This window comes from Aedoeadaptatus coxii, assembly GCF_001553115.1.
Taxonomy (GTDB): Bacteria; Bacillota; Clostridia; order Tissierellales; family Peptoniphilaceae; genus Aedoeadaptatus; species Aedoeadaptatus coxii.
In genome coordinates this window covers 1-4,974 of sequence record NZ_KQ960179.1, presented here as the reverse complement: position 1 = coordinate 4,974, position 4,974 = coordinate 1, and the positions used below count along the sequence as shown (strand labels likewise).

The window sequence follows — 4,974 nt, the reverse complement described above, 5'->3', positions numbered from 1 at the left end:
GCGAATCGCAACGCCCTATTCCCTCCTCCTAAAAAAAGTTTTTGAATGAATGGTTTACTTCTGAAAGAGAAATTTTTTCCGAATGATTTTGTACAAAAAAGCATGGGCTTTATCTCTGCCCATGCTTTTTTATTATCTCTTCTGCTGTTCCCTTAATGGTCTCGTTTTTTATTTCGCTGTCGGCGGCTTCCGCATAAAGCTCTTTTCTCTCGTCCCAAAGGGTTTTCAGAGCGTTCATTCCCCCGGCGGATAGGGGTCTGCCGTTTTGTGCCAGTTCTTCTAATGGCCGTCTGATCCAATAGAGTGTGCCGCTTGCTCGCAATGCGCGGATGTTGTCCTCATCTAAGACGCTGCCGCCGCCGGTTGCGATGACGGTGTTTTCTGTTTTCGCCGCCTGCGCCACGGTTTGTTTTTCGATGGCGCGGAAGTGTGGCTCTCCTTTTTCCCGAAAGATGTCGGGGATGGGGCCGTGTTGTTTTTCGATTTCCCGATCGATGTCGATGACGGTTTGCCCGGTGATGGCGCCGATGGCATCGGCGACGCTTGTTTTTCCGACGCCGGGCATGCCGATGATGACGATGTTTTTCATTGTGTGTCCTCCCTTTTCATTTCGCGAAAGCCGATGTCGCCTTTTGCGCTCACGAGGGCATCGGCGATGGCGAAGGCGGCGGCGCTTTCCAATGCCACGGGGATGCGCAAGACGATGGCGGTGTCGTGGCGGCCTTGGATGGCGTAGTCGACGGCTTCGCCTTTTCTGTTGACGGTGTGTTGTGTTTTTCCGATTGAGGGGGTGGGTTTAACGGCGACGTGGATAAGGATGTCTTCGCCGTTGGTTATGCCGCCGAGGATGCCGCCGGCGTTGTTAGTTTTTGTGCGAATGTTGTTTTCTTCTATATAATAGGGATCGTTTTGTTCGGATCCTTTTTTTCGGCTCGCTTCTTCTCCGCTTCCGAAGGCGACGCTTTTCACGGCGCCGACGCCGTAAAGTGCGGCGGCCAGTTGGCTTTGCAGGCTTTGGAACCTTGGGCCGCCGATGCCTTTCGGCACGCCTTTGATGGCAATATCGACTGTGCCGCCGAGGCTGTCTTGTGTTTGTTTGGCTTCTTCCAGTTTGGCTTTTATGTTGTCGCCGTCTTTTTCGCCGCCTACTGCTGTGATCTCGCTTGTAATGGTGATGCCTCGGCGGTTTAGGATTTGGATGAGGATGTCGCCTGCGGCTGTTAAGGGGGCGGTGAGTCTGCCGCTAAAGTATCCGCCGCCTCGGGGATCGTCGAATCCGTTGTATTTGACGTGGGCTGTGTAATCGGCGTGGCCGGGACGGAAGGGCATGTTCTCGTAATCTTCGCTTTTTTGGTTTTTGTTTTCGATCCAAAGAGCGAGGGGCGCGCCGGTGGTGTGGCCGTTATAAATGCCCGAAAGGATGTTGACTGCATCCGGTTCTTTTCTGGGCGTGGCATATGTGCCGCCGCGTTTTCTTCTGTTCATGGCGCAGGCGATGGATTGTTCGTCGACAGGTTCGCCGGCAGGCAAGCCTGTTATAAGGGCGCCGACGCCTTTGCCGTGGCTTTCGCCGAAGAGTGTAAGGGTGATGTTTTTTCCGTAGGTTGACAAGGTGGCCTCTTTTCTTTTGGGTGTTTTTTTCTATTATATGTTATTTGCCCTTTGTGCGGGTTATATTTTGTTTCATTAAAAAAGAGAGCGTGTGCTCTCTCTTTTACAGTGTGTTGAGTTCGTCGAAGAAGGTGTTGTCGATGAGTCGGGTGTTGCCGATGTAAACTGCCATGGCCATAAAGGTATCTTTTTCTATGGTTTTGACGCGCTCGAAGTTGCTGAAGCGCAGGATTTCCACGTAGTCGATTTTGGCGAGTGGTTCTTTTTGGATTTCTTCTACGACTTTTTGTTTGATGTTTTCGGCGTCGCGGTTGCCGTTTTTGGCTTCGTTAAGTGCCAGTTTCAGGGCGCGGGAGAGGACGGTGGCGGCTTGTCGTTCGTCGGTTGTAAGGTAGGTGTTTCGCGAGCTTTTGGCCAATCCGTCGTTTTCTCGTACGATGGGGCAGGGCACGATGTCCAGGTTCAGGTTCAGGTCTTCTACCATGGCTTTTACGATGGCCACTTGTTGCACGTCTTTTTGTCCGAAGTAGGCTTTTGTGGGGCGGATGACGGTAAAGAATTTGGCGAGGACGGTGGCGACGCCTGTAAAGTGGATGGGGCGTGTGATGCCGCAGAGGATGTGGGTCATGTTATCCGGCGGCACGACGCGAAAGCCGAAGTTTTTCGGGTACATTTCTTCGGGCGAGGGGTGGAAGATGTAATCGACGCCGAGGTTTTGGCAGAATTTTCCGTCTTTTTCGATGTCGCGGGGGTAGGCTTCGTAGTCTTCGCCGGGGCCGAATTGTAAGGGGTTGACGAAGACGGAGACGATGACGGTGTCGTTTTCTTCTCGGGCTTTTTTGATGAGGGAGCCGTGGCCTTCGTGGAGTGCGCCCATGGTGGGCACGTAGCCGACGCTGCCTTTGTGTTTGGCTTTGACGGCGATGTCGCGTATTTCTTGTATTGTCGTAATAATTTGCATGGTGTGCCTCTATTTCTCTTCCAGTAGTGTGGTGTCCATTGTGAATTCGTGTTCTTTTGTGGGGAAGGTTTTGTTTTTAACGGCGTCGTCGTAGTCTTTAAAGCCTTTTACCATGGCTTCGCCGATATGGGCGAATTGTTTGACGAATTTGGGTACGAAGTCGCCGAACATGCCGAGCATGTCTTGGTACACGAGGACTTGGCCGTCGCAATCGACGCCGGCGCCGATGCCGATGGTGGGGATGGTGAGCATGTCGGTGATTTTTTTCGCCAAGGGCGCAGGCACGCATTCCATGACGACGGCAAAGGCTCCAGCTTCTTCTACGGCTTTCGCATCGGCGAGGAGTTTGTCGACGGTGGCTTGGTCTTTACCCTGTACTTTGAATCCGCCGAAGGTGTTTACGGATTGGGGCGTCAAGCCGATGTGTGCGCAAACGGGGATTTTCGCCGCCACGATGGCTTTGATTTCCTCTTGTACTTCTGTGCCTCCTTCGAGTTTGACGGCGTGGGCGTGGCCTTCTTGAATGAGGCGGCCGGCGGCCATAACGGCGTCGCGCGTACCTGTGGAGTAGGTCATGAAGGGCATATCGCAGATGATGAGGGGGTGTTTGGCTCCCCGCGCCACGGCGGCGGAGTGATGGATCATGTCGTCTAATGTGACGGAGAGTGTGTCGTCGTAGCCGAGCATGGTCATGCCCAAACTGTCGCCCACTAATATGGAGTCGATGCCCGATTGGTCCACGAGTTTTGCCGTGGTGTAATCGTAGCAGGTGATCATGGTAAGTTTTTCGCCGGTCTGTTTGTGTTCGCGAAAGGTGTTGACGGTTATGTTCTTCATGCTATTCTCCTTCCAGTAAGCGGATCATGTCGTCGTAGTTTCGATCCGGATGTTTTTCTGTTGCAATGTCTACGAGGATGTTTGCCGCCGCCACGTAAAGTGCGCGCTGTTTTTTGTTTTCGTTCATTGCGTCTAAGTGACGGGCGACGGTGGCGGTGTCTCCTCTCTCCACGGGGCCGGTTAGGGCGTTTGCCGCGCCTTTTTCTAAAAAGGACGCCAGGTTTTTTTCCGCCAAGGGCGCCAAGGCTTCTCGCGCCTCTTTTTCCTCAAAGCCGATTTCTTTCAGTAATTCGACTGCTTCTTTTCCAAGGGCGATGACGGAGTTGCTGATGAGGGATGTGGCCAGGTGATAGCGCGCTTTGTCGCCACTAATGATTTTGTAGCGGTGCTTGTGGTATTCCAATACGTTTTTCAGGATGTCCACGGCTTTTGAATCGCCTTCTAATGTAAAAAACGCACCATCAAGTGACTTGTAGCCATCTTCTTTGCTCGATATGGCGAGCATGGGATGAAGGCTGGCTGCGTATACGTCCTTGGTAGTACGATCGAAGAATAGTGATGATGATAAGCTGCCTGCCGTGTGGCAGACGATTTTATCGTGTATATTGAGTTGTAATAGTTGCCGCCATGTCGTTTCGATGGCATCGTCGGGCGTGGCGATAAGGACAACGTCGTTATCTGCCAGGAGTTCTCCCGGTGTCGCGTAGGTTTTCGACCCGGTACGCTCCGCTCCGTAGGCGGCGCTCGTCTCGCTTTTGCTGTAATATCCCCCGATGCGGAGTGGGCCTTTCGAGAACAAGCTGATGCCGAAACTGACGCCGACTTTTCCGGCGCCGATGATTCCGACGGTTTGCATGGTTATCACCTCTTTCGAGTGCAATACGCATTGTCGCATCGTATTTTAATGTAAAAAGTGTATAGTTTCCTTCGAATACTACCACTGCCATTGTAATGGGTAATGGGGGAATTGACAAGATGATTTTGTTCGGGAGGGAAGGGTTATGCTTACCCTGCCCGAAATAGAATGTGTTTTGTTGCGACGCTACCCGATGCATTTTAAAAATACATTCACGTAAAAACTACTTTTTGATTCGGTTTTACACAACCCGAGAAATTCTGTCGCCCCAACTCCCTTTCCGGCCGGCACTATAACGAAAAATGCCTTCGGCATTTTCCTGATTATTGTCTGGCGCCAGCAGAAGTTATTCTCCAGCGAGAAATAAAATCTGACGCTCACCTTGCGATGGCAAAATACTTCGCCTGAAACAGAGCGTCTCTTTCCGCAACACAGCCCAATACAAATCGAAGCCCGTTAGGGCTTCGGACTGCTAAAAAACGTTAGGGTGGAAAGGATTGGGGTCCGGGGAAAGGAAAGAGGGCGAATCCGGGCGCCCTATTCCCTCCTCCTAAGTTACAAAGAAAGATTTCTGAAAGAATAGTTTCCTTTTTGAAAGAGAAATTCTTCTGAATATATTTTTAAAAAACACATTCACGCACAAAACCACTTTTTGATTCGGTTGTACACAACCCGAGAACCATGTCGCGGGGAAGAGGGAAAGGGCTCA

The 4,974-nt window shown here is 51.6% G+C and carries 5 protein-coding genes; all 5 read right to left on the bottom strand.

Going from position 1 to position 4,974, the window contains the following annotated elements:
* Nucleotides 1-109: 109 nt before the first annotated feature.
* Nucleotides 110-589 carry a shikimate kinase gene (locus tag HMPREF1863_RS05600; RefSeq protein WP_068368356.1) on the bottom strand — a complete coding sequence of 160 codons (480 nt, stop codon included), beginning with the start codon at nucleotides 587-589 and terminating at the stop codon, nucleotides 110-112.
* Entirely contained in the window at nucleotides 586-1,611 is a 1,026-nt protein-coding gene (locus HMPREF1863_RS05595; protein WP_068368353.1) for a chorismate synthase, read from the bottom strand. Before HMPREF1863_RS05595 ends, HMPREF1863_RS05600 begins: the two co-directional genes overlap by 4 nt.
* 103 nt (nucleotides 1,612-1,714) lie before the next feature.
* Nucleotides 1,715-2,572, bottom strand: coding sequence for a pantoate--beta-alanine ligase (gene panC / locus HMPREF1863_RS05590; protein ID WP_068368350.1), 858 nt, complete (start codon nucleotides 2,570-2,572; stop codon nucleotides 1,715-1,717).
* A gap of 9 nt (nucleotides 2,573-2,581) precedes the next feature.
* Nucleotides 2,582-3,409 carry a 3-methyl-2-oxobutanoate hydroxymethyltransferase gene (gene panB / locus HMPREF1863_RS05585; RefSeq protein ID WP_068368348.1) on the bottom strand — a complete coding sequence of 276 codons (828 nt, stop codon included), beginning with the start codon at nucleotides 3,407-3,409 and terminating at the stop codon, nucleotides 2,582-2,584.
* A 1-nt stretch (nucleotide 3,410) separates the two neighbouring features.
* Entirely contained in the window at nucleotides 3,411-4,265 is an 855-nt protein-coding gene (locus tag HMPREF1863_RS05580; RefSeq protein ID WP_068368345.1) for a Rossmann-like and DUF2520 domain-containing protein, read from the bottom strand.
* Nucleotides 4,266-4,974: the final 709 nt, after the last annotated feature.